The following is a 21,218-nucleotide window of genomic DNA, read 5'->3' as shown; positions in this document are numbered from 1 at the left end:
TTATTCCAGTCCGGGGAAGAAGGCGTCTTCGATGTGTTTAACGCTGTAAGATTTTTCATCAAGATACAGGATGGCAATGATATCAAACCGCACTTCCCAGTCGTGGTCAATATGTTCCATGTAAGCATGGGCAGCAGCGATCAGCATGGCCTCTTTTTTGCGGGTCACGAAGTCTTCGATTTCCCCGAAGGCGGTGGTATTGCGGGTTTTGACTTCCACAAAAACCAGAGTACGGCCGTCCATCACAATGAGGTCAACTTCTGCGCGGCGGTAGCGCCAGTTGGTTTCGAGGGTGCGGTAGCCGCGCTCCTCCAGGTAGCGCCTGGCAATGGCTTCCCCGGCATGGCCGATATCGTTGTGGCGGGCCATTTTAGGCTTCCTCCAGTTCCTGTAAAGCCAGCCAGGCCATGAGCCCGGTACTCAGCGCCAGGCAGTCCTCATCCACATCAAAGCGGTTGGTATGAATAGGGGAGATGATGCCTTTAGCCGGGTTGCCGGTCCCCAGACGGTAAAAGCAGGCCGGCATCTCCTGTGAATAGTACGCAAAGTCCTCGGCAGTCATACGGATAGGCAGTTCAACGACATTCTCTTTGCCCAGATAAGCTTCGGCGCGGGACCGGACCTTCTGCGTCAGCTCCTCATGATTGTACAGCACCGGATAGCCGACTTGGATATCAAAATCACAACTGCCGCCCATGCCCTCGGCTATACTCTCAGCCATCTTTTTCATGCGCTGATGGGCATCGAAGCGCCAGGTTTCGTCCATGGTCCGGAACGTACCCTTGAGTTTTACTTCATTAGGGATGACATTCGTGGCGCCGCCGGTGGAAGCAATGTGGCCGAAGGTCAGCACGCAGGGAGTGCCGGGGTTAGCATTGCGGCTCACAATTTGCTGCAGGGCAGTGATGATGTGCGCGGTGATGACCACCGGATCGATGCAGTCCATTGGCAGGGCACCGTGACCGCCTTTGCCTTTGACGGTGACGTAGAGCTCATCAGCAGAAGCCATGTACTGACCGGCTTTCATACCAATTTTACCTACCTCCAACGGTGGGTGGACATGCTGCCCGATGATATTCTCCGGCTTGGGATTTTCCAGCACGCCCTCTTTGATCATGATAGACGCTCCGCCGGGCAGCTGTTCCTCAGCAGGCTGGAAAATGAGCTTGATGGTGCCCCCGAACTCGTCCTTCAGGGTATTGAGGATGCGTGCAGCGCCCAACAGGGAAGCGGTGTGCACATCGTGCCCGCAGGCATGCATGATCCCTTCGTTTTTTGATTTGTAAGGCACTTCGTTGGCCTCGGTGATAGGCAGGGCGTCGATATCAGCCCGTAAAGCTATTACTTTGCCACCACCATCGCGCCCGCGGATGAGCCCTACCACGCCATTATCGGCAATGCCATGTTCATAGGGGATGCCCATTGCTTCTAGTTGATCGGCAATGTAGCGACCGGTTTCTTCTTCCTTGTAGGAGAGTTCCGGGTTTTCGTGCAGGTGCCGGCGCACTGCAATGACATCGGCGTGGATATCTTTAGCGAGTTGCTGTACTTTTTCCTTTAGGGTGGTTGCTGTGTTGATGGCATTCATGTCAATCGTATTTACCACTAAAATAGGGATTTCGGGCGCGGTAGCCCAGTTTGCCAGGCTATTTGTGGCGGAAAAAGCGGTAAGCCGACATGCTCAGCCCCAGCACGCTCTTACTTCGAGCTCAGCTGCTGCTTGAGCTGTAGTTCTTCCACGATATATTTGCCCACTTTTTCGCCCTGTGCCACGCCGTACTCAATAGCCGGCCGGTAGTGTATCCCACCGTACAGGCGGCTCACGGCTGCTTCATCGGAGGCATGGTAAAAAGACCTGAACTGCCGGGCGGGCAGGCCATATTCTTCTTCGGTGGTGTCATTAAAGGCAAAATTATCGCCAAAAATAGACGTCAGCGCGACAGCGGCGGCGCGGGAAATGACGCTATGCCCGCTCGTGTGCTCCGGGAAAGGTGGGGTTTGCAATGCCGGTACCCAGTCTTCGTCAATATACTTATTGATGACCGTTTCGGGGCGGATGAGGTTGCTCCGGTACTTTTCGTCCCAGCAGCTGATGAAGGCATCGAATAGGGCAATAGACGTGAGCGTATAAGCTTCCACACTCTTGACCAGGCTGGCATCGTCCTGCTTACAGACAATCTCGGTGATGCCAATCCAGTGGCCACCGGGGGTGATCTTTTTAGTAGCAAACATCACATGGCCCGTATGGTGGGACACGTAAGGATTGCAGTCCCAGAATTTGGCGACGTTTTTGCGCTCTTTTTGCTCCGCAGTATCCGCTACGGCCAGGGCATTGTAGACCTCCATAGTCTCCTGCATGAACTTGCTGTCTTTCTCCGTGCTGAACTCGGTGGGCGGTGGTGGGGTGAATTGCTGTGGAGATTCCAGCACCAGCGTCCGGATTTCCCGCCAGTGGGGCTCAATGCCGTCCATGTAGTCAGGAGGCGTGGGCTGCCAGCGGGCGGGGTCATCGTTGATGGAAAACTTGGGATATGTCCGCGTTTGCTTGTACATATCCTTGTCTGCCCAGGCCAGGATGTGGTCGGCCACGGCTTCTCCGTATAGCAGGGAGCGGTCCCAAACATCCTCTGGCACGTGTATGCTGTCGAGGCGCTGATACAGTTCTTCCTGGTAGGCATCCATTTTATCTTCGGAAAAGGTGAGGGCTTTTCCCACTTTCAGAAAGGCGTGCAGAGAAGCCAGTGGGTGGCAGTAGACCTGCCCTTCCTCCGGCTGCGGCAGGGGCTCCAGCCCACTGATCTGCCCGGACAGTGTGTTCTGTTCCGGATAGTCCGGCTGCAGGGCCTCGTAGCCCGCAATGCTCGCGTAAGCATAGATGCGGCTCGCGACCGGGGGCGAAAAAATATCGTACACAATCACGTCGCTCAGCTTCTTCATAGACTCATGGAAGTAAGCCGCGTCATTGATGTCCTCCTGATAATTGGGGTTTGTCGGTTGGCAGGACCAGGTGATGGCCGCCAGTACAATGAGGTACAATCCAACTTTCCAATGCATAATCAACCGGGTTGTGGTTAAAAGTTCATCAAAAGTAACAACTTAATCTCCAATCTTGATGGGGAAAAGGGGATTCATTTGCAAAGCTTGACTTTGGTAAGGCCTAAACCGCCTGACTAAAGAGCTGCCCCTCGGGTTTTTTACGCCAGTAGCGGGCATCAAGCGCCATGCAAATATTGCGGATGAATGGCTTGCCGATATCGGTCACTTCGAGTTCAAAGGGGCGCCGGATGATAAGCCCGTCGGCTTCCAGCTCGTCCATGCGGTCCAGCCCGGCGTAGAGCGCCTCGCATTGCAGCCCGGCATCCGCCCATTTCGTCCGGTAGCGGCACATGATATTGAGGATGTGTTGCCGCAGGGTGCGGTCTTCTTCCGTCAGCAGGTGCCCCTTTACTATAGGCAGCTCCCCGGCATTGACCAGCTCCTGATAGCGCTCGATCTTTTTCTCATTCTGCACAAAAGCGCCCCAGCTGTCGCTAATGGAGGAAGCGCCCAGTGCCAGGTTGAGGTGGGTGGTGAATGGGGTGTAGCCCATAAAGCTCCGGTGCAGGGAGCCCTCCTGCATAGCCTGATAGAGGCTGTCTTTGGGCAGTGCGAAGTGGTCCATGCCGATTTCCACATAGCCCGCTTCTTCCAGCAGTTCCCGCCCCAGCTCGTAGAGTGCCCGTTTGTCTTTGCCTTTCGGCAAATCATCCTCGGAGTAGGCTCTTTGGGCAGGGCTGATCCAGGGCACATGGGCGTAGCTGTAGAAGGCAATGCGCTCCGGTGCCAGGGCTTTGGTCTTACGGATGGTCTCCGTGATGTGGGCTGGGGTTTGCAGGGGCAGCCCGAAGATGAGGTCGTAGTTGATGGATTCATAGCCCAGTTCCCGTGCCTTTTCGGTCACGAAACGGACATCCTCAAAGGTCTGCTTGCGGTTGATGATTTCCAGAATCTCCGGTGCAAAGTCCTGAATGCCGATGCTCAGGCGGGTGAAGCCGAGGTCGCGCAGGGTGGACAAGTGTTCGGCAGAGGTCGTGCCCGGATGGGCTTCGAAGCCAAACTCATAGTCCTCCGCCAGGTCCACATCCTTCAGGATATTGGAAAGCAGGTAGTGCAGGTTATCCGGCGCAAAGAACGTCGGTGTGCCCCCGCCCAGGTGCAGTTCCCGGAGGATAGGGCGGCCCGGCAGCAAGTCGCGGTACAGGGCCCACTCTTTAAGCACTGCCTCGATGTAAGGCGACTCCACAGCGTGGTTTTTGGTGATGCGTTTATTGCAGCCACAGTAGGTGCAAAGTGCTTCGCAAAATGGCAGGTGAAGGTAAAGGCTGATTTCGCGGCTTTCGCCAAAAGCCTGCAGTACACTGCCTTTCCAGTCCCCGGTGGAGGGGCAGGAAGCATCCCAGTAAGGTACAGTAGGGTAAGACGTGTAGCGGGGAACGGCGACGTTGTACTTGTCGAGCAATTGCTGCGCGGTCATGTGTGTCTTGTTTGTGAGGTCAATTCAATGGGGCAAACTTAGGGCAGGCTCACCTACTTTTGGGTGATGGGGGTCATTGGGCGCGGGTGATTAAAGTCAGGTTTTGCGCGCGCCTCACCGGGTGTACTAAGCCGAGCCACTGCCGGGGCATTCACCCGGTGTTTTTTGCTTTACCAGGGATCAGCACGCCGGGCGAAAGGAGAGCGCCCGGCGAGGCAGCCTCACCGGGTGCACTAAGCCAAGCCATTGCCGGGGGATTCACCCGGTGCGCTTTGTTAGGCAAGGCCAGTACGCCCAGCGAAGGGAGTGCGCCGGGCGAGAGGACCGACCTCGTTTCCAAACTACGTCGGACGGAGAGAGCGCTCGGCGCGGCAGCCTCACCGGGTGTACTAAGCCAAGCCACTGCCAGGGCATTCACCCGGTGCGCTTTGTTAGGCAAGGCCAGTACGCCCAGCGAAGGGACCGACTTCCCATAATTTGTCCGTATGGATGAGCCAGTCCATACGGATAGATATTGGAGTCTCAAACAGCGTAAGACGGAGAGAGCGCCGGGCGAGACTGCCTCACCGGGTGTACTACGCCCAGCCGTTGCCGGGGGATTCACCCGGTGCGCTCTGTATGTTTGGTACGCCCGGCGAAAGGGCCGACTCCGTTTTTAACTACGTCGGACGGAGAGTGCGCCGGGCAAAACCTCCCAAAACAAACTGCCCGCCCCGCTGTTGAACATTCCAAAAAGCACGATGGATAAGCTGTGGTCATATTTCAAGAACCTGTTCCAGCAAGCGGAGGAAAGCTCGCCTTCCCAGCCGCTTATCCATGAGATGATTGAGCGCAGTGCGGAAGAACGGGAAGACTACCAGTTCTGGAAGGAAACGCTGGTGCTGCGCCGCCTGCTCAACTGGCTCAACGAACAGTATGCCATCTACCGCATCCGGCCCGATGATATTGACGAGGCGCTGGACTTTCTCAATACGCCTTCCTCTAAGGGGTTTGTGGTCCACTTCAGTCAGACGGGCTACAGTCAGCGGGATGTGCAGCACTTTTTTGATTTCCTCAAAGAGCAGGTACTGGCGCTGAAGTACCGTACGCAGATTTCTGACCGCCGCAGCTATCAGCGCGCCAACTGGGTGGAAACCATCGAGCGCCACTACCTGAAGCCGGGGCTGAGCATCCGCAGCAATCAGGAAGAGGATGGGCGCTTCGTACAGCACTTTGGCAATATCATGATTGAGCTGGAGCACCGCAACGACCGGGTGCACAACCTGCGCTTCCGGGCGACCACTTACAACGATAGCCTCTTCAAAGCCCCTGCTGAGTTTGGAGAGCTGATGCAGGGGGTGCTGAGCTAGGGGAGAGTCAGGCTGAGGTTGAGGTTGAGGTTGGGTGGCTTTGCGATGGCTGCCTTGCGGGAATAGCTTGCTATTCCTACCCCCTGCAGCCCAAACCTGGCCTCAACCTTAGCCTCAACCTCACTTCAAGACCCTGCTTGGAAACCGCCTACTTATTAATCCAGTTTTTCTTCTCCTGCTCAATGTGCTCCAATTCCAGCGCCACACCGTACTTTTCTTTCAGATGCTTAGCCAGGGCGTCGGCTGCGTAGACAGAGCGGTGCTGCCCGCCGGTGCACCCAAAGCTGACCATTAGGTTGGTGAAACTGCGCTCTATGTAGTTCTCCACAGCTTCGTCCACAATTCGGAAGACATCGTTCAGAAATTCCCCCATCTTACTATGGTGCTGCAGGAAGTTGATCACCGGCTCGTCCCGGCCCGTGAGCTGTTTGTAAGGCTCGTAGCGCCCGGGATTGTGCAGGAAGCGGCAGTCGAAAGTGAATCCACCGCCGTTGCCGGAAGGGTCAGGAGGGATGCCACCTTTCTTGTAGGAAAAGCTGTGGATACGCACCGTGAGCAGGCTCTGCGCGCCCCGCTCGGTATCAAAAGGCTCAAACTGACCGGAAGCCACCACCTGTTCGATGGCTTTTTTCAGTTCCGGCAGTTCCACCGCTATGCGGCCCTGACTGAAGAGTTCCTGTACGTTGTCGAGGGCGAAGGGAATGCTTTTGAGAAAATGCTCTTTGCGCTCGTACAGCCCGCGCAGCCCGTAGGCGCCCAGCACCTGCACACTGCGCATCAGCACAAAGCCGTAGTAGTAGCGCCGGAATGCCGCCCGGTCAATCTTCGTAAGCTGTGTGGCGGTGTCGAGGTAGTGGTCGAGGAGGGCTTCCCGGTGCTCATCCGGGATATTGGCTTTGGCCTGATAAAGTAAAGAAGCCAGGTCGTACTGCAAAGCCCCCCGGCGCCCGCCCTGATAGTCGATAAAGAATGGCTTGCCACCCCGCACCATAATGTTGCGGGACTGAAAATCGCGGTACATGAAGTGATCGGTGCCGGCTTCCAGCAGGAAATCTGCCAGGCGATGGGCGTCTTCTTCCAGCCGCTGCTCATTAAAATCGGTGCCCGCCAGCCGCAGAAACTGATATTTGAAGGCATTGAAATCCCATAGCATCGACTGTTGGTCAAACACAGCGCGGGGGAAGCACTTGCTGTAGTCCAGCCCCTGCCCGCCTTCGATCTGCACCCGCGCCAGTTCTTCCACTACCCGCTTGTAGATGGTTGTCAAATGGTTAGGGAAGGGACCATCGTCGCGCTGCAGCAGGTAGCTGTAGAGGGTAGTCGCCCCGAGGTCCTCCTGTAGATAGACGTGGCTGTCCAGCCGTTCCACATAAATCTCGGGTACGGGCAGCCCTTTGGCATGAAAGTGGCGGGAGAAGCCCACGAAAGCCTCATTCTCCTGCCGGTTGGGGCTGTAGGTGCCTATCGCGCTTTTGCCATCGTACTGCAGGCGGTAGTAAATGCGCGCTGAACCGGAAGGCGCAAGGGGCAGCATCAGCTCCGGGCTGACGCCTGCCCATTCTTCAAAAAGATCGGATAAGTGCTTCTCGAGCAGGGATGTCTTCATGCTGCGAAGTTGCGAAAAATGCGGGAGATTCTTATCGTTTCAACCGCCCCCAAAAAGGCACTTTCAGGCTGATATTGACGTTACGGCCCTGCTCCGGCACATTGATCAGGCGATAGCGGCTCAGGTGGTTGAGGTAGAAGACATCGAGGGCATTCTGCAACTGCACATTGAACTGCAGCGGCTGTGGCCCAAACCAGTGCAGCTTCAGCCCCAGCGCTGCCCCCAAAAGCTGATAGGCAGGTGTAGCGCGCTCCGACCGGTCGACACGGTAGGGGCCTTCCGCAGCAAAGGCGTACTGATGGCTGACTTCGGCGTAGAAGGATTGTACCCGGCCACGCTTGGGCTCGGTAGTGTAGCGCAGGCTGCTCTGCACAGAGGGCTGTGGCGTAAAGGGCAGTGCCAGTTGGGTGCGGATATTGTAGCTCTGCACGAAGTCGGCGGTTTGCGAAAAGCGCAAGCGGGGGAGCAGAACGAGTTCGTACTGCACCTCAAAGCCGGTGTAGATGGCGTCGTCCTGCCGGTACTGGAAAATCTGCCCGGACTCCGGCAGGGGCGAAAAGCGGGCCGGGAAAGTCGGGCCGAGGTAGATGTAATTGTCGAAATAATTGAAGTACGTCGCGACCATACCGGAAAAGCGGGGGCGTTCCCACTCCAAACTGAGGTCAAGCTGATAGCCATGCTCGGAGTCCAGCCCGGGCGTGCCCATCTCGTGGCGGAAGGTGCCGTGGTGGATGCCGTTGGAAACCGTCTCTGCCGGGTAAGGCACCCGGAAGCTCTTGCCAATATTGGCTTTGAACTGAGCGCGGTCTTCCCAAAGCACAGCCGAAAGCCCCGCCGAGGCCGACCAGTTGAAAAACTCCGGCGTCGTGACCGGAGCAACCAGAGAATCCGTGATATTCTCATTGCTGTCCCACACCCATTGCCGGTAGAACTCCGTATCGTTGGTGGCATAGTCGAGGCGCAGCCCCCCGTTGACAAGCAGGTCCTCCGAAAGCTGCTTTTCCACCAGCCCGAATACCCCCGCCCGGAAGGTGCGGAAGTCAGGCAACAGGAACTCGAAGCCCGCCCGCTCATTGAACTGCCACTGCGCGTTGCCGCCGTAGACTTCCCGCCAGCCGTTAGTGCCTTCGCGCTCGTAGTGGAGGTCAGCACTGAACGTTTCCAGCAAAAACTGCAGCCCGAGCGTATTGCCGGGATCAATTTGCGAACTGGGGATACTGTGGAATTCCGGAAAGGAAAACTCCTGCCGCAGATTCCGCTGATAGCCGATATTGAAGTTGATGTGCCCCTGCGGCAGCACCAGGTCCTGATGCAGGCTAAGGCGCGTATGCTCCACCTCCTGTTTGGGAATGTCGATATCCCGGCGGTTGCCATCATCGGTGAGGGCGTAGGAACGGGGGATACCCACGGCGCCCGAGAACAGCCCGGCTTCCAGCTGATAGCGGCTGAAGGTCAGCCGGGTGATGCCCCAGTCGCGGTTGAGCCCGGTGGTGACGCTGATGGTGTTTTCCTTTCCGGCCGTATTTTTGAGCCGCTCATTGATAATGGGCAGCGTAAAGGTGTTGTAGTCGAAGGTCTCCGCCGGCACCCGATAGTCGGCGAAGTCCTGATGGCTGTACTGGGCTTGCGTAAAAAAGCCGTTGAGGTTGAAGCCCAGCTTGGCAGAGCCGCCCCAGTGGGCGTTGTTGGTGCGGTGAATGCCCATTATGCTGCCCAGTATCACGCCTTCCGGGGACACTCTTCCGGGCATAATGTTGATCACGCCGCCCAGCCCGTCTGAACCGTACTGTAGGGAAGCGGGCCCCTTGATGATTTCCACCCGTTCCACCCCAAACTGATCGATCTCCAGGCCGTGGTCTGCTCCCCACTGATGCCCCTCCTGCTTGATGCCCTGATGATTGACGATGATGCGGTTGGAGGACAGTCCCCGGATCACTGGTTTGGCGATGCCCGTTCCTATGTTGATGGCGCTGAGCCCCGGGAGCTTGTCGATGGATTGGGCAAAGGTACCCTGCAGGTTTTCTTCGATCACAGTTCCGGTAAAGTGCTCGGTGGAAAGAGTTTCTTCCTGCTTGGCGTGCTCTTCGGTGACAACCACGGTTTCCAGCAGTTCCTGCGCGTCCTGCAGCGTGACGGGTGGGAGCTGAATGGGTACGCCTTCGTAGCGGATGGGCTGCTCTATCGTTTCATAGCCTACAAAAGATACCCGGAGCTGATGCATCCCGTTGGGCAATGTGCTGAACCGGAACCGTCCTTCTTCATCTGCAATCCGGGCCAGGCTGTCCGGCAACAGCAATACCGTGGCTCCGGTCAGTGGTGCCGCCTGTGGGTCAACCACCCGGCCGGAAACCTGCGCGGCTGCGGACTGTAGCAGCAGCAAAAACAGGAGGGTGAGGGTGTGAATAGATAAGGCTCTTTTGGTCATATGCAGTGTGTAAAGCGTAAGTGCATTGTACGTTTGACAAGTTGGGGGTCTATGATTATAACAACCATTTCTCTTGTCAAAATAGAACGTTCGACTTCTCTGAAGTCAGTATTTTCTACGGTTATTTTGGCTTAAAAAGGTGCAACTTAACCTGACTAGATGAGGTAGACAGGTTCTTCCAAGCTATATCGTTGAGCTGGCTTAACGCTCTGCATGATGGTTTGCAAGCGCAGGCAGATCATTTTTGCCAGCAGGCTGGCAAAATAACACACTTAATGCAACATAGTTGCATTAGCAGTGGTTATCTTTGTACAACAACCGAAGCTATCTGACTTATGGACCCAATCAAGACTTTTTTTGCCGGCACCGTACTCCTCGCTCTACTCGCGTGGAGTTGCAATGGGTCTGATGACGTGGATGTCTCAGCCCCGTCTATGGAGATTATTTCCTTTGCGCCCGCCCCTGCACCTGGCGCGGTTTGCGGGGGGATGGAAGATTCGGTCTTTACTGTCCTCGGTGGAGAAACGCTGACCGCTACCCTACGCTTTACCGACGACCGGTCGCTGTCGCAGTACAAAGTGGATATCCACAACAACTTCGACTGCCACGGGCACGGAGGCACTGCTGCACCGGGTGTGACTGTACCGAATGTGGGCAATCAGACGGAAGACTGGACCGTGCTCGATATTCAGGGGCTTTCGGGTGAGCGTACCGAACGGCAGTTGCAGTTGCAGGTGCCTACGGATGTTACCTCGGGCGTTTACCACTTTCAGATACAAGTCATTGATGAAGCCGGTAATGATAATCCTCTGGCCAATTTTTACAGCATCCGTGCGATCAATCCTACAGACGGGGAGGCACCAACACTGGCGGTCAGCTCCCCCTCTCAAGGCAGCTTTTCCGCCGCCAAGGGTAGTACCGTCACCTTTTCCGGCACGGTCACCGACAACTACTCCCTGAGCGAAGGGGGGAATGGTATTGTCTTTCTGAGCTATACGGACCTGAGTTCAGGCAATACCTTTAGCACGGGCGCTTATATCGCTTTTGATGCAGGAGTTGAAAAAGATTACAATTTCGATTTTGAATATACCATTCCACAGACATTGAAGGCTGGAAACTTTCAGTTTAGGGTGGACGCACACGATGGGGTGCGGAATACAGCCGAGCCCGTTATTTTTGAAGTAATGGTGACGGACTAAAGGCACTCATCACAGAGCCCCTCAAGGGTAAGGTTCTCCCGCTCGACTTTAAAGCCCACCGGGGCTTGGGCACGGATGACAACTTCGCCCTCGAGGCAAATGGTTTTGCCACAGGTTCGGCACTGAAAATGCGCATGCTGATCGTGGTGGGCGTGGGTGGTGCAATCGGCAAGGCACAGGGCATACCGGCTAATGCCGCCATTGTCTGCTGCCAGGTGTATCAGCCCCTTGTCCTCAAAGGCTTTGAGGGTGCGGTAGAGGGTGATACGGTCCGGGTTATCGAGTTGAGATTCGAGTTCCTGATTGGAAAGTGCCTCCCCTTCAGAAGCCATAAAAAGCTCAAGGACTTCCTTTCGGAAAGCGGTCTTACGTAGTTGATGCGATTCCAGTTTTTGGAGAATATCTTCTTCCCGGACCATACTGCGCGGTTTATAAATTAATTGCCTTTTAAAGGTACAAAATTGAGGGGGATTAGGTTGAAAGGAAGGGAAGGACAATAAAAATTATTGCAACGGCGTTGCATTTACAAGGTTTGTTTTTTCATACTAATTCAATATATAGCAGCCCGGGAAATGGATCCCGGGCTTTTTAATGCATACGTATGAAAAAGATACAAGTGACGATACTGACTGGCTTTCTGGGGGCGGGCAAGACCACCCTGCTCAATGCCCTGCTGCACCAACTGAAAGGTCAGAATAATGTAGTCATTGAGAATGAGTTCGGGCAGGTGTCCATTGATGGCGGGCTGGTCCGGCAGTATTCCAGCGATGTTTATGAGATCAGCAACGGCTGCATCTGCTGCTCACTTGACGATGAGCTGTTTGATGTACTCACCGAGCTTATCCACGAAGATCCGGTGCCCGATCATCTCTTTATCGAAGCCACCGGCGTAGCCGACAGCGGCAGCCTGTCGGGCATTTTCTTGCGCCGGGATATCAGTCAGCGCTACGAGCTGGCTCAGGTCATCGGCGTGGTGGATGCGACCAATGTAGCCGAGCGCCTTGAAGAAGTGAGTCGACAAATTACCGCTGCCGACCTGTTGGTTTTGAATAAAATGCAGGAAGCCACGGAGGCACAGATTGCGGAAGCCCGCGACCGGCTGCGCCACCTTAACCCCTTTGTACCGGTGGTGCCCAGTGAAGAGGGCAGTATCCCGGTTTCCTGGCTGGAAACCCGGCGCTCCCGCATGGCTTTCCAACTACCTGCCAGCGCAACGGCTGCTGCAAAACCCAAAACAACGGGCCATCTTCAGCAGTCTGATATTTCCTCGACTACTCATACTTTCGACCAACCCTTTGACCTCAATCAGCTCCGGCACGTACTGACCGTAAGTCTGATGCTTTACGCTAAGCAGATTTACCGCATCAAGGGCATCGTAAAGAGCAAGGAAGATGGGCAAAGCTATCTGCTGCAGTCCACCGGCAAGGCGTTGCAAATCACGCCGGCAGCTGCACCGCTTTCAACGGACAGCCCTTCCACTTTGGTTGTGATTGGGAAAGGGCTGAAGAAGGAGGCGATTGAACGGTTGTTGCGGCAGGGGGTGGCGAAGTAATCATTCCTCCTCCCCCCAACCCTGAAAATGATCTTCCTCCCGCGCCTGATCTATAGCCTTATACTCAGAGATGGTGGTCCAAAGCAAGTCTTTCAATTCCTGCAGGCCTTGCTGGGCCACGGAGGAAATGAACAGCGTGGGCAGATCCTGTGGCAGTTCAGATTGGAGCATGCCCTTCAGCTCCTCGTCCAGCATGTCGCTTTTGGTGATCGCCAGGACGCGGGGCTTATGCATTAGCTCCTCGTTATACTGTTGGAGCTCGTTGAGGAGTATATCATATTCCTTTCGGATACTCTCCGTATCGCAGGGGATCATAAAGAGTAGGGTCGCATTGCGCTCAATGTGGCGCAGGAAGCGGAAGCCGAGCCCTTTGCCCTGATGAGCATCCTCAATAATACCCGGTATGTCGGCCATGACAAAAGAGCGGCCATCGCGGTAGGAAACGATACCGAGGTTAGGCACGAGGGTGGTGAAGGCGTAGTTGGCAATTTTCGGCTTCGCTGCTGTAATCACGGAAAGGAGGGTGGACTTACCTGCATTCGGGAAGCCAACGAGCCCTACGTCCGCGAGGGTCTTCAATTCCAGGATTTTCCAGGATTCCTGCCCCGGTTCGCCGGGCTGTGCATAGCGTGGGGTTTGGTTGGTTGAGGATTTGAAGTGGCTGTTGCCCAGCCCGCCCCGGCCACCGCTGAGCAAAACGCGCTCTTCGTCGTGTTTGGTGATTTCAAACTCCACCTCGCCGGTTTCTGCATCTCTGGCTACGGTACCCAAAGGCACTTCCAGGATGATGTCTTCACCGTCTGCGCCGAATTTATGGTTACTACTACCATTGACGCCGTCGCCGGCAAGCACATGTTTGCGGTACTTCAGCGCCAGCAGGGTCCATACATTGCGGTTGCCCCTAAGGAGAATGTGCCCGCCCCGGCCACCATCGCCACCGTCGGGCCCACCCTTTGGGGTTAATTTATTACGAAGCAGGTGTGCTGAGCCAGCGCCTCCTTTGCCAGATCGGCAACAAATTTTTACGTAATCGACGAAGTTTCCGGACATGTTTAAAATTTGGTTAGGGCAAATGTAGGCATTTTACAGCTTGTCAATCTCCGCGCACAAACGGCCGAAGATCTCCTCGATGCTGCCTACACCGTGTACCTTCACGGCCTTGCTCTTGTCGGTGTAGTAGTCAAACACCGGCGTGGTCTCGCTTTTGTAGACCTCAATGCGGTTGCGGATGATGCTTTCGTCGGCGTCATCCTTACGACCGGAAGTCTTGCCGCGCTCCAGAAGGCGTTTGACGAGTTCTTCGTCGGGTACATCGAGCATGATGAGGGAAGAAACGGCTTCCCCTTTTTCACTCAGCAGCTCGTCCAGTGCTTCAGCCTGTGGCGTGGTGCGTGGAAAACCATCAAAGATATAGCCGGCCACATCGGGGTTAGCCTCCACTTTGTTGCGGAGCATGCCTACCGTTACGCTATCCGGTACGAGCTCCCCTTTTTCGATATAGCTTTTGGCTTCTTTGCCGAGTGGGGTATCATTGCCCATTTCGTAGCGGAAAAGGTCCCCGGTGGAAATGTGCAGCAAGCTGTATTTTTCAACGAGTTTGGTGGCCTGTGTCCCCTTGCCGGAACCCGGAGGGCCGAAGAGTATCAAATTAATCATGTAAATACTTTTGGTTTAGCCCCTTCGCAACATTCAACTGCAGGAAGGGAGGTTTGTTTTGATAAAAATGGTTCTCAACTGCTCGAACCGGAATGGGCAAAATACGAAAATGCTTAGAAACCAAGGCTGCATGACGCTACTGAAAGGCCTTTGACTCTTGAATGCCCTGACTTTGGATTTCGTACAAGTTGCTCCTGCCTGCTTTAGAAAACGCTTCGGGCGGAGGAGATTTTCGGTGACCAGTAGCTCGACTTGGTAACGTTGTCGATCACCACGCCCCGGGAGGTACTGTGAATGACGTAAATGCCATCCTCTTTATTGGCCACGACAATGGAAACGTGAAAGACCTTACCGAGGGGTGAACGCCGGTAGAAAATCAGATCGCCGGCCTTTACGTTCTTCAGGCGGACCTTCCTACCATTATTCTCCTGTGCCTGCGAGGTTCGTGACAGCGCAATATCCACCTGCTTCATCACGTAGGAGGTAAAGCCTGAGCAGTCAAAGCCGCCTTTGGGCGTTGTGCCCCCCAGCTTATACTTCGTGCCCAGAAAGGTCTTGGCATAATCAACGGCCTCCTGCCGGAGCAAGGCTTCTTCAGTCGAGGGGATACCGGGGCTTTCTATTACTTCATCCGTATCGGTATCCTCTTCTTCAAATATCAATTCCACATCTTCGTCTTCCTTATCTTCCGGAGAAACTTTCTCATTTACGGGCGGTTTGCGGTCTTCTTCGTATAGGGGGCGGTCCCGGGTCGGGCGCCCATCGCGGGAGGCATTGTAGCTGTACTCATTGGAAAAAAGACCACAGGCGCTGAGCAGCAGCATCGCGGCCAGGCTAAGGGCCAGCTGTACAGAGCGGGGAAGAAATTGATACATAGGTGCTTGCGTTGTAATGTTGTGTCGATAGATAAAATTTGGGTGTACTCTTTTTTAACGTAGGGCCTGGCTTTTCATTTTCCCCTTCGGATAAAAGAAAGGTTAAAGCGATTGGGCAGGCCTGCCCGCTTAACGATGAGCGGCCTTCATCAGGGAGGCGGTTGCTCAATGCAATTGGAAGGCATCCTGATCATCCAGAAAACGTAGATTACTGCGGAATTGATCTTGTTTTTCAGGATCGAGGGTAAGGGTAAAAACACTTTCCACATCAGCCGCCTGCAGTAGCGGTGCTCCGGCAAAATCAAACACTGAAGTGTCACCCGAATGCGGATAGCCGTTGCCATCTTCTCCCACCCGGTTGACGCCGATCGTGTACACCTGATTTTCGATGGCCCGTGCTGCGAGCAGGCTTTTCCAGGCTGTCCGTCTTTTGCTCGGCCAGTTGGCCACGTAGATCAACAGGTCGTACCCCATTGTATTGCGACTCCAAACCGGAAACCTGAGGTCATAACAAATGAGAGGCATAATGGCCCAGCCTTTGAGCTCAGTCAGTAGGTGTGCCCTACCGGGGCGGTAGACTTGCTCTTCTCCGGCAAGTGTGAAGAGGTGCCGTTTATCGTAATGGGAGAAAGTGCCATCGGGGCGCACCCATAGCAGGCGGTTGTAATACTGCCCGGCAGCTTCAGCAATAAAGCTACCGGTAACGACCGCCTGAAGGGCGGCTGCTTTCTCCGCCATCCAGTTGTAGGCTTTTCCTTGTGTAGGCTCCGCCAGTTCCGGTGCATTCATGGAGAAGCCGGTGGTAAACATTTCCGGGAGGACCAGAAGGTCTGTTTGCCCGGGCTGCAGCCTCTGTACCATCGTATGCAGGTACTGGAAATTGGCATCGGGGTCTTCCCAGGCCAGTTCAGTTTGCAAAAGGGAAACCGTTAATTGCTCTTTCATAGCTTTATAATACAGATTCTTTGGTAAATACCCCGGTCCGGGCAGGTGAGATCTATCAGGCACGAAGTGTGGAGCTGCTTAAACTCACCACAGTCGATGCATCAAAAAGGCTCCCCCCGGGCCACTACTCACTTTGTACAGCGCTTAGAGCGTGTTGGGGTTTTGGTCTTCTATTGCTTTGTCAAGTATAAAAAGCGGAGTTTCCAAAGATGAACAGAAGGCGCATTTTCCTTCTGCTGGGTATAACCTGCGACTTCTCCGAAGTTTTGCAGTTTGCAGGGCGATTACTAAAGTCCCAACACGCTCTAAAGTCCTGACACGCACAAATACAAAGAGAGGTGTAAAGCACCGTGCTTACACCTCTCTTCGTTATGCTTAGTCTAAAGAAGCCTCTTGGATTACTCTTCAGTGGCTTCTTCTTCCTCTTCTTCAGGAGCTGCTCCGCCTGCTTTAGCTGCCGCTGATGCTGCAGAACGCAGTGCACGTGGTGTCTCAACACTTGCGATAGGCACGCCCGGGGAGTTTAGGATCTCGATGGTCTCGAGTTTCTGATCTACGTCGCGTACACGAATAGATTGGTTGAGCTCCAGTTTGGAAATATCAACCTGCATTTCACTTACCAGGTGCTCCGGCTTCGTTTTGATCTTGAGACGGCGCAGGCGCTGAATCAACTTACCACCACCTTTTACGCCAGGAGAAGTGCCCTTGAATCGGATCGGGACTTCCACTTTCACTGTACGGCCTTCTTCCAGTTGAAGGAAGTCGAGGTGCAGGATTGCATCTGTAACCGGGTGGAACTGAATGTCTTTGACGATAGCTCTGAATTTTTTGCCGTCAACAGTAACATCCGCGATTTTGAAATCCGGTGTATAGATTAAATCCTTAACATCAATAGGATTCAAGTAGAAGTGGATCAGTTCATCACTTCCGTATGCAACGCATGGAATATGCCCTTCCTTGCGCAGTTCTTTTGTGCTTCGCTTGCCCAGATCGGTGCGCGGATGTCCTGTAAAAGCTATCGTTTCCATGATTTTATAGACTTTGTCTTTTTCTGTATTCCAATGAATAGTGTATTCAATACACATTTAGCCCTGAAAAGGCACGCAAAGATAGGTATTCCAAGCCAAAAAGTAAAAACTGATTGGCTAAAAAGTTGATCGAAAAGGTTTTATCAGATAGCGGCCGGCCTAATCCCCAACAAAAAGGGCAGAAATAGAACGGTGTTCGTGCGTATTTCGGATGGCCCGGGAGAACAGCTTGGCGGTACTCAGCACCTTTATTTTTTCGGATTCCTGTTTTAGCGGAATGGTATCGCACACGAGAAGCTCGTCAAGGTGGGAGTTTTCTATTTTTTCGTAGGCCTGCCCCGACAGTACGGGGTGGGTGCACATGGCACGGACGCTTTTAGCCCCTTTTTCCATCAGGATGGCAGCGGCCCGGCACAGCGTACCTGCCGTATCGACGAGGTCATCGGCCAGAATAACATCTGCACCTTCGACATCTCCGATTACAGTCATCTCTGATACCTCATTGGCTTGCTTGCGGTACTTGTCACAGATCACAAGTGGCCGTCTGAAGTGCTTGGCGTAAGTGCGGGCACGCTTCACGCCGCCCACATCCGGAGAAGCAAAAATGGTATTGCTGAGGTCCTGCTTTTGGAAATAAGGGATGTAAATGGCCTCGCTCTTGAGGTGGTCCACCGGGATATCGAAGAAGCCCTGAATCTGATCTGCGTGGAAGTCCATCGTCATGATGCGGTTGGCTCCGGCAGTATGTAGCAGGTTAGCAATCAGTTTGGCGGAAATGGGTACGCGGGGTTTGTCCTTCCGGTCCTGACGGGCATACCCAAAGTAAGGGATGACCGCCGTGATATAGCCTGCAGAGGCCCGCTTGGCAGCATCGATCATCAGGAGCAGCTCCATCAGGTTTTCAGTGGGCGGGTAAGTAGACTGTATGAAGAATACGTATGCACCGCGTACCGATTCATTGATGACGGGCTGCATCTCCCCGTCACTGAAGCGGTGTACGTTGATATCTCCCAGCGGATGCCCGTAGTGATCGGCAATGCTTTTGGATAAATACGCTGATGTGGTACCTGAGAAGAGTTTAACTTCTACCATTGGGCCTTTGATCATTTGTCGTGGGTTATGCCTTGAACAAAGGTAAAATTTCTGAGGTAGTATTTCATAGATCAGGGCGAGGATTTAGAGCTTGGTGGGATTTTGCTTTTGGAGCGGCCGTAGCCAATTTGGGGTTTGATTGAGGCGCGAGGAGGGGAAATCGTATTTCTTACAATAGGCCCGCACTTGAGGCAGGAGGTCCGCTGTCAGTTGCCTTTTATCCCAAACGAGATCAGTGTCAGGCTTTCGCCGAAAATCAGGTGGGCTTGGTCGAAGGGATCTGTCGGGTTTGGGAAAGTCCACGTATTATTGTACATCGGGTGTTCCTCATCAACTAATGCCCGGCAAAACCTTGCAGCTTATGCCAGGACTATTTTTTTCAAATTGGTGGGAAGCTTTATCTGCACTACAGCAGAGCTTGTGGCTGATTGCTGTTGCCGGCACGCTCTTGTTGCTGATCCTTATTGTGATGAGCCTCATAGACCCGGACACGGAAGCAGAAGCAACCGCTCGCTTTGCCCGGGTGCTGAACCCGCGCACAGTGCTCACCTTTATCACTTTCTTTGGTTGGGCAGGCTTGTTGTTTGCCTATGCCGGTGTCTCACTCTCCCTAACCATTATTATGGGTTGTCTTGCGGGGCTGATTGCCGCTGCTATGGCGAAAGGGGTGACCCTGATGCTCTTTCGGCTAGCACCCCGGCCTGCGCTGAGCAACCCTCAGCGGCTGGTACAATCTACCGGCCGGGTTTTGTACAGGGTCCCTTCCCACCGCAATGGTTTTGGCACTGTTCACCTCAACGTCAAAGGGATGCCCTACGAAATAGAGGCGATGACAGCAGGCCTGGAATTGCGCGAAGGCGCTTCTATCCGTGTGGTGGATGTCATTGAAGAGGGCCGGGTTTTGGTCGTAGAGCCACTGGAAGATAAGGGCTACCCACACGAAGAGCACGGCTTGGGTAGGTAGGTAATCGCCCGTATGCAGGGCCTTCGGCTGCTGCGTGGGAGAAGTTTGGCTATACAACCCGGGCTTTCTTTTCAGGTTTTCCGCTGTATCCTTACAACGTACCATTCCGTTTTCGTACTTTTTTATAGGTACGGGCCCCCAGAAAAATCAGGCCAATAAATACGGCCATTCCACCTACGAGATAAAGGTAATTCAGTGTGCCGGCTTTGCCATAGACGGCAATATAGGAAATGGCAATCAGAAAGAGGGTGGGCATCTCATTGAGCAGCCGGTACTGCCAAGAGGAGAAGGGCCGCTCGCCCTGTTCCATCCGGCGGATGATACGCTTGTTCCAGAGGTGGTAAACGGTCATAAGCACCAGGAGCAATAGCTTGAGGTGCATCCATCCCGGTGTGCCGGAGGTGAGGTAGTTGGGGACGAGGGGCGAAAACCAGCCCAGCGCAAGCATAATCAGCCCGGCAGCCCAGGTAATCATCATCGCCGGATTGCAAATGATGCGGTAGACCCGCCACTCCATGAGGTTGAATTGTTCTTTTAATGTACGGCGTGCAGGCTCTGCTTTGCCGGAGGCTTCCTCGTCGTATACAAAGATACGGCCCAGGTAAAACAGACCGGCAAACCAGGAAACAAACCCAACAACGTGCAGAGCTTTGAAGAAAAATAATGCGTTGGCCATAAACCAGCTGTTTTGAAATGAAGAAGGGCACCTGCAGTTTGCGGTGCCCTTCTTTAGAGTCAACTGCTTTTAGGCAGCCTTCAGTTGTTTGCTGATTTTGGAACGGCTGAGTTTTTCTTCAGCGTATTCCTTTGTGATTTTAAACCGGTCGACGTCCTTTCTGGAAGGTAGTTCAAACATGGCGTCAGTCATGACCGCTTCACAAATGGAGCGCAGCCCCCGTGCACCGAGGTTGAAGTCCAGCGCTTTCTCCGCGATAAACTCAATGGCATCCTCCGAAAACTCGAGTTTGATGCCTTCCAGGTCAAACAGTTTCTGATACTGCTTGATGAGTGCATTGCGCGGCTCCACCAGAATGCTCTTGAGTGCATCCAGGTCAAGTGGTTCGAGGTACGCCAGTACCGGCAAACGGCCCAGCAATTCAGGGATCAGGCCAAAACCACGCAAGTCTTGGTGGCTGATATACTGTAGCAGCCGGGTACGGTCTATTGCCTCCGCAGTAGCCTCTTTGTTTTTGAAGCCAATGACGTGGGTGTTCACCCGGCGGGCAATGATCTTCTCTACTCCGTCAAAAGCACCACCACAGATGAAGAGGATATTGCTGGTATTGATTTTAACCAGTTTCTGCTCAGGGTGCTTGCGGCCGCCCTGAGGAGGTACATTGACATCCGTGCCTTCCAGCATTTTCAGCATAGCTTGTTGTACGCCTTCGCCGGAAACATCGCGGGTGATAGATGGGTTATCGCTCTTGCGCGCTACTTTGTCGATCTCATCAATGTAAACAATGCCCTTTTCAGCGGCAGCTACATCGTAGTCGCAGACTTGCAGCAGACGGCTCAGGATGCTTTCCACGTCTTCGCCAACGTAGCCAGCCTCTGTGAATACGGTTGCATCCACGATAGAGAAAGGCACGTTCAGAAACTTGGCAATGGTTTTCGCAAGGAGTGTTTTACCGGTACCGGTCTGCCCTACAAAAACGATATTTGACTTTTCGATTTCAATGTCATCGTTGCGATGTTGCCGAAGGCGTTTGTAGTGGTTATAAACCGCTACAGAAAGAAACTTCTTCGCTTCATCCTGCCCGATAACGTATTCGTCGAGGTGGTCCTTTATTTCCAGCGGAGTAATTTTGTCAGGCAGCAAAAAGTCTTGTTGTTGCTCGCCTTCTTCTTTACGTTTACCGCCGTAGAGTTCCTCTTCAATGATTTCCCCTGCCTGTTCCACACACACTTCACAAATGTGCCCGTCGATACCGGCGATGAGGATAAGTGCTTCTGACTTGTCCCTTCCGCAGAAGGAACAACGGTAGCTTTGTTTGCTTTTTCGCATACGCTGCTT

20 protein-coding genes are annotated in these 21,218 nt (G+C 53.9%); 4 read left to right on the top strand and 16 right to left on the bottom strand.

The window, feature by feature from the left end:
• From RIC19_RS17050 to RIC19_RS17030, 5 genes are all read right to left on the bottom strand, one after another.
• Entirely contained in the window at positions 1 to 369 is a 369-nt protein-coding gene (locus RIC19_RS17050; RefSeq protein ID WP_350179553.1) for a YraN family protein, read from the bottom strand.
• 1 nt (position 370) lies between these two features.
• Entirely contained in the window at positions 371 to 1,588 is a 1,218-nt protein-coding gene (locus RIC19_RS17045; protein WP_350179552.1) for a M20 metallopeptidase family protein, read from the bottom strand.
• A gap of 110 nt (positions 1,589 to 1,698) precedes the next feature.
• Positions 1,699 to 3,054 (bottom strand): vanadium-dependent haloperoxidase, encoded by a 1,356-nt coding sequence (locus RIC19_RS17040; protein WP_350179551.1) that lies wholly within the window; start codon positions 3,052 to 3,054, stop codon positions 1,699 to 1,701.
• Positions 3,055 to 3,157: 103 nt separating this feature from the next.
• Positions 3,158 to 4,513, bottom strand: a complete 1,356-nt coding sequence (gene hemN / locus RIC19_RS17035) for an oxygen-independent coproporphyrinogen III oxidase (RefSeq protein ID WP_350179550.1) — start codon at positions 4,511 to 4,513, stop codon at positions 3,158 to 3,160.
• A gap of 151 nt (positions 4,514 to 4,664) precedes the next feature.
• Positions 4,665 to 5,039, bottom strand: coding sequence for a hypothetical protein (locus tag RIC19_RS17030; RefSeq protein WP_350179549.1), 375 nt, complete (start codon positions 5,037 to 5,039; stop codon positions 4,665 to 4,667).
• Between the two features lie 214 nt (positions 5,040 to 5,253).
• Here RIC19_RS17030 and RIC19_RS17025 point away from each other — a divergent pair, with 214 nt between their 5' ends.
• On the top strand, positions 5,254 to 5,862 hold the full coding sequence (locus RIC19_RS17025; protein WP_044217813.1) for a hypothetical protein: 609 nt from the start codon (positions 5,254 to 5,256) through the stop codon (positions 5,860 to 5,862).
• A 148-nt stretch (positions 5,863 to 6,010) separates the two neighbouring features.
• Here the strand turns inward: RIC19_RS17025 and RIC19_RS17020 are convergent, their stop codons facing one another.
• Together RIC19_RS17020 and RIC19_RS17015 are read right to left on the bottom strand one after the other, a co-directional pair.
• Positions 6,011 to 7,468: a RapZ C-terminal domain-containing protein gene (locus RIC19_RS17020; protein ID WP_350179548.1), complete on the bottom strand. Its 1,458-nt coding sequence runs from the start codon at positions 7,466 to 7,468 to the stop codon at positions 6,011 to 6,013.
• 31 nt (positions 7,469 to 7,499) lie between these two features.
• Positions 7,500 to 9,893 carry a TonB-dependent receptor gene (locus RIC19_RS17015; RefSeq protein ID WP_350179547.1) on the bottom strand — a complete coding sequence of 798 codons (2,394 nt, stop codon included), beginning with the start codon at positions 9,891 to 9,893 and terminating at the stop codon, positions 7,500 to 7,502.
• A 335-nt stretch (positions 9,894 to 10,228) separates the two neighbouring features.
• Between RIC19_RS17015 and RIC19_RS17010 the strand changes: the two genes are divergently transcribed.
• Positions 10,229 to 11,092, top strand: coding sequence for a DUF4625 domain-containing protein (locus RIC19_RS17010; RefSeq protein ID WP_350179546.1), 864 nt, complete (start codon positions 10,229 to 10,231; stop codon positions 11,090 to 11,092).
• Here RIC19_RS17010 and RIC19_RS17005 read toward each other — a convergent pair.
• A complete protein-coding gene (locus RIC19_RS17005) occupies positions 11,089 to 11,511 on the bottom strand; it encodes a Fur family transcriptional regulator (protein WP_350179545.1) in 423 nt (140 codons plus the stop codon). The two genes, RIC19_RS17010 and RIC19_RS17005, sit on opposite strands and share 4 nt — an antisense overlap.
• Positions 11,512 to 11,693: 182 nt before the next feature.
• Here RIC19_RS17005 and RIC19_RS17000 point away from each other — a divergent pair, with 182 nt between their 5' ends.
• Positions 11,694 to 12,644 carry a CobW family GTP-binding protein gene (locus RIC19_RS17000; RefSeq protein ID WP_350179544.1) on the top strand — a complete coding sequence of 317 codons (951 nt, stop codon included), beginning with the start codon at positions 11,694 to 11,696 and terminating at the stop codon, positions 12,642 to 12,644.
• Here RIC19_RS17000 and obgE read toward each other — a convergent pair whose 3' ends face one another.
• The 6 genes from obgE to RIC19_RS16970 form a co-directional block, all read right to left on the bottom strand.
• Positions 12,645 to 13,694: a GTPase ObgE gene (gene obgE / locus RIC19_RS16995; protein ID WP_350179543.1), complete on the bottom strand. Its 1,050-nt coding sequence runs from the start codon at positions 13,692 to 13,694 to the stop codon at positions 12,645 to 12,647.
• A 33-nt stretch (positions 13,695 to 13,727) separates the two neighbouring features.
• Positions 13,728 to 14,300 carry an adenylate kinase gene (locus RIC19_RS16990; protein WP_350179542.1) on the bottom strand — a complete coding sequence of 191 codons (573 nt, stop codon included), beginning with the start codon at positions 14,298 to 14,300 and terminating at the stop codon, positions 13,728 to 13,730.
• Between the two features lie 203 nt (positions 14,301 to 14,503).
• Positions 14,504 to 15,175, bottom strand: a complete 672-nt coding sequence (locus tag RIC19_RS16985; protein ID WP_350179541.1) for a C40 family peptidase — start codon at positions 15,173 to 15,175, stop codon at positions 14,504 to 14,506.
• 165 nt (positions 15,176 to 15,340) lie between these two features.
• Positions 15,341 to 16,120, bottom strand: a complete 780-nt coding sequence (locus RIC19_RS16980) for an amidohydrolase (protein WP_350179540.1) — start codon at positions 16,118 to 16,120, stop codon at positions 15,341 to 15,343.
• 398 nt (positions 16,121 to 16,518) lie between these two features.
• Positions 16,519 to 17,148: a 50S ribosomal protein L25 gene (locus RIC19_RS16975; RefSeq protein ID WP_350179539.1), complete on the bottom strand. Its 630-nt coding sequence runs from the start codon at positions 17,146 to 17,148 to the stop codon at positions 16,519 to 16,521.
• 159 nt (positions 17,149 to 17,307) lie between these two features.
• Complete coding sequence (locus RIC19_RS16970) at positions 17,308 to 18,240, bottom strand: ribose-phosphate pyrophosphokinase (protein ID WP_350179568.1); 933 nt, start codon at positions 18,238 to 18,240, stop codon at positions 17,308 to 17,310.
• Between the two features lie 361 nt (positions 18,241 to 18,601).
• Here RIC19_RS16970 and RIC19_RS16965 point away from each other — a divergent pair, with 361 nt between their 5' ends.
• Positions 18,602 to 19,204, top strand: a complete 603-nt coding sequence (locus tag RIC19_RS16965) for a hypothetical protein (protein WP_350179538.1) — start codon at positions 18,602 to 18,604, stop codon at positions 19,202 to 19,204.
• A gap of 91 nt (positions 19,205 to 19,295) precedes the next feature.
• Here the strand turns inward: RIC19_RS16965 and RIC19_RS16960 are convergent, their stop codons facing one another.
• Together RIC19_RS16960 and clpX are read right to left on the bottom strand one after the other, a co-directional pair.
• Positions 19,296 to 19,880 (bottom strand): CopD family protein, encoded by a 585-nt coding sequence (locus RIC19_RS16960; RefSeq protein WP_350179537.1) that lies wholly within the window; start codon positions 19,878 to 19,880, stop codon positions 19,296 to 19,298.
• A 69-nt stretch (positions 19,881 to 19,949) separates the two neighbouring features.
• The gene (clpX, locus tag RIC19_RS16955) at positions 19,950 to 21,209 is read right to left on the bottom strand and encodes an ATP-dependent Clp protease ATP-binding subunit ClpX (protein ID WP_350179536.1); all 1,260 of its coding nucleotides are present in this window, start codon (positions 21,207 to 21,209) and stop codon (positions 19,950 to 19,952) included.
• Between the last annotated feature and the right edge of the window lie 9 nt (positions 21,210 to 21,218).

Source organism: Phaeodactylibacter sp. (assembly GCF_040219495.1).
In the GTDB taxonomy this organism is placed as follows: Bacteria; Bacteroidota; Bacteroidia; order Chitinophagales; family Saprospiraceae; genus Phaeodactylibacter.
Note: the sequence above shows the minus strand (reverse complement) of the source record. Positions and strands in the feature narration are given on the sequence as shown.

Coding starts and splice junctions, on each gene's coding strand:
- RIC19_RS17050 (WP_350179553.1), bottom strand. CDS start 369: ATGGCCCGCCACAACGATATCGGCCATGCCGGGGAAGCCATTGCCAGG.
- RIC19_RS17045 (WP_350179552.1), bottom strand. CDS start 1,588: ATGAATGCCATCAACACAGCAACCACCCTAAAGGAAAAAGTACAGCAA.
- RIC19_RS17040 (WP_350179551.1), bottom strand. CDS start 3,054: ATGCATTGGAAAGTTGGATTGTACCTCATTGTACTGGCGGCCATCACC.
- hemN (WP_350179550.1), bottom strand. CDS start 4,513: ATGACCGCGCAGCAATTGCTCGACAAGTACAACGTCGCCGTTCCCCGC.
- RIC19_RS17025 (WP_044217813.1), top strand. CDS start 5,254: ATGGATAAGCTGTGGTCATATTTCAAGAACCTGTTCCAGCAAGCGGAG.
- RIC19_RS17020 (WP_350179548.1), bottom strand. CDS start 7,468: ATGAAGACATCCCTGCTCGAGAAGCACTTATCCGATCTTTTTGAAGAA.
- RIC19_RS17015 (WP_350179547.1), bottom strand. CDS start 9,893: ATGACCAAAAGAGCCTTATCTATTCACACCCTCACCCTCCTGTTTTTG.
- RIC19_RS17010 (WP_350179546.1), top strand. CDS start 10,229: ATGGACCCAATCAAGACTTTTTTTGCCGGCACCGTACTCCTCGCTCTA.
- RIC19_RS17005 (WP_350179545.1), bottom strand. CDS start 11,511: ATGGTCCGGGAAGAAGATATTCTCCAAAAACTGGAATCGCATCAACTA.
- RIC19_RS17000 (WP_350179544.1), top strand. CDS start 11,694: ATGAAAAAGATACAAGTGACGATACTGACTGGCTTTCTGGGGGCGGGC.
- obgE (WP_350179543.1), bottom strand. CDS start 13,694: ATGTCCGGAAACTTCGTCGATTACGTAAAAATTTGTTGCCGATCTGGC.
- RIC19_RS16990 (WP_350179542.1), bottom strand. CDS start 14,300: ATGATTAATTTGATACTCTTCGGCCCTCCGGGTTCCGGCAAGGGGACA.
- RIC19_RS16985 (WP_350179541.1), bottom strand. CDS start 15,175: ATGTATCAATTTCTTCCCCGCTCTGTACAGCTGGCCCTTAGCCTGGCC.
- RIC19_RS16980 (WP_350179540.1), bottom strand. CDS start 16,120: ATGAAAGAGCAATTAACGGTTTCCCTTTTGCAAACTGAACTGGCCTGG.
- RIC19_RS16975 (WP_350179539.1), bottom strand. CDS start 17,148: ATGGAAACGATAGCTTTTACAGGACATCCGCGCACCGATCTGGGCAAG.
- RIC19_RS16970 (WP_350179568.1), bottom strand. CDS start 18,240: ATGGTAGAAGTTAAACTCTTCTCAGGTACCACATCAGCGTATTTATCC.
- RIC19_RS16965 (WP_350179538.1), top strand. CDS start 18,602: ATGCCAGGACTATTTTTTTCAAATTGGTGGGAAGCTTTATCTGCACTA.
- RIC19_RS16960 (WP_350179537.1), bottom strand. CDS start 19,880: ATGGCCAACGCATTATTTTTCTTCAAAGCTCTGCACGTTGTTGGGTTT.
- clpX (WP_350179536.1), bottom strand. CDS start 21,209: ATGCGAAAAAGCAAACAAAGCTACCGTTGTTCCTTCTGCGGAAGGGAC.